1 protein-coding gene is annotated in these 1212 nt (G+C 56.7%); it reads right to left on the reverse strand.

The annotated features are described in order from the left end of the window. Positions 1 to 962: 962 nt before the first annotated feature. The coding region (locus EN780_RS39875; RefSeq protein WP_210215083.1) for a hypothetical protein at positions 963 to 1212 on the reverse strand (250 nt) is incomplete at its 5' end.

The following is a 1212-nucleotide window of genomic DNA, read 5'->3' on the forward strand; positions in this document are numbered from 1 at the left end:
GGTTCCGCGCCTAAGCAAAGGACGCTGCACAAGATGGGGCTTCATGCAGGTCTGAGCCCCCGACCACTGTGGCGAGCGAGCAATCTTGGGTGAGATGAGCAATGCTGGCCGCAAGCTCCATAGGTCCACCTAGGTGTTCAAGCACCTGGCGGGCAAGCGACTCCGACTCCTCCTTGGAAAGAGGCGGTACGTCGATGACGCTCAGACGGTCTCCAGAAAAGGAATAGCTGCTTGCCTGGGCCCGGATATGCTCAACTCCATATCGTCGGAAGACAATGAGCAATTTTACACGACCCACGTTGGCCGCGGCGTAATTGAACAATGGCTGGAGACTTGTCGCTGTCATGAGCATCATCGACGACGAGGAGCAGGTCACCGGAACCAAGCTCTTCTAGAGACACCTTGGTGATCTCCATTGTCGGTGAGACAAGCCTGATCCTAGTCGCAGACTGATCGGCGGCGATTTGGTCCAGAATGGCTTGGAGCTCGAGATTTGCCGCCGCCGCCAGACCCCGTTACCAGCGTCACGCCAACGTCCGGATTCTTGTGTGCTTCCAAGGCTTCAGCAAGGGAAGCTTCTCTGCCGACCAGCTGCCAAGCATGGGTGAACAAGGTTTCCTTGCGTGCGAGAGCCGCAAAGAATTCCTGAGCCGTTTCCCACGGACTTGTGGGAGAGACGCCGAGAAGGCTATTGTCGATGTAGTCATCAGCATCCCAAAGGCTTCGGGTCGTTCCTAATATTCGGTTCAATCCGCTCAATGACGGGCTCGAACGCGGCATTAGCGACTTCGATGAGCACAGATCGATCAGCCCCGGCGACTGGCAGGGACGCAATGATGGCATTGGGATCCATGAGAGGATGATCCTTTTGGAGTGGCGTTTGGGACATCAGCCTGCGGTCGCCATGCCGACGGTGGTTCTTAGTGTGGTGGCTAATCAAGGCGCCAGGCGCCACCTTCTGCTCACATGCGCACAAGCAGGATACGCTGGAATTTCGTAGATGCAATCCAGGGCAAGAGGGACAGCACCGAAATGCAAGCTCGGCGCCCACCTCTAAACCGCCTGAGGGGCCGGCGAAGACAGACAAGGAGATTGAAAATTTCATCCGCCATTACGAGCAGAAGGGCGCAACGGCCCTGCCGTTCGATCACGAACTGCTGGAGGAACGGGCAAGGCGCAGCTAGATCAAGCACAAACTTAACATCGACAAGT

This window comes from Mesorhizobium sp. M4B.F.Ca.ET.089.01.1.1 (assembly GCF_004022605.1).
In the GTDB taxonomy this organism is placed as follows: domain Bacteria; phylum Pseudomonadota; class Alphaproteobacteria; order Rhizobiales; family Rhizobiaceae; genus Mesorhizobium; species Mesorhizobium abyssinicae.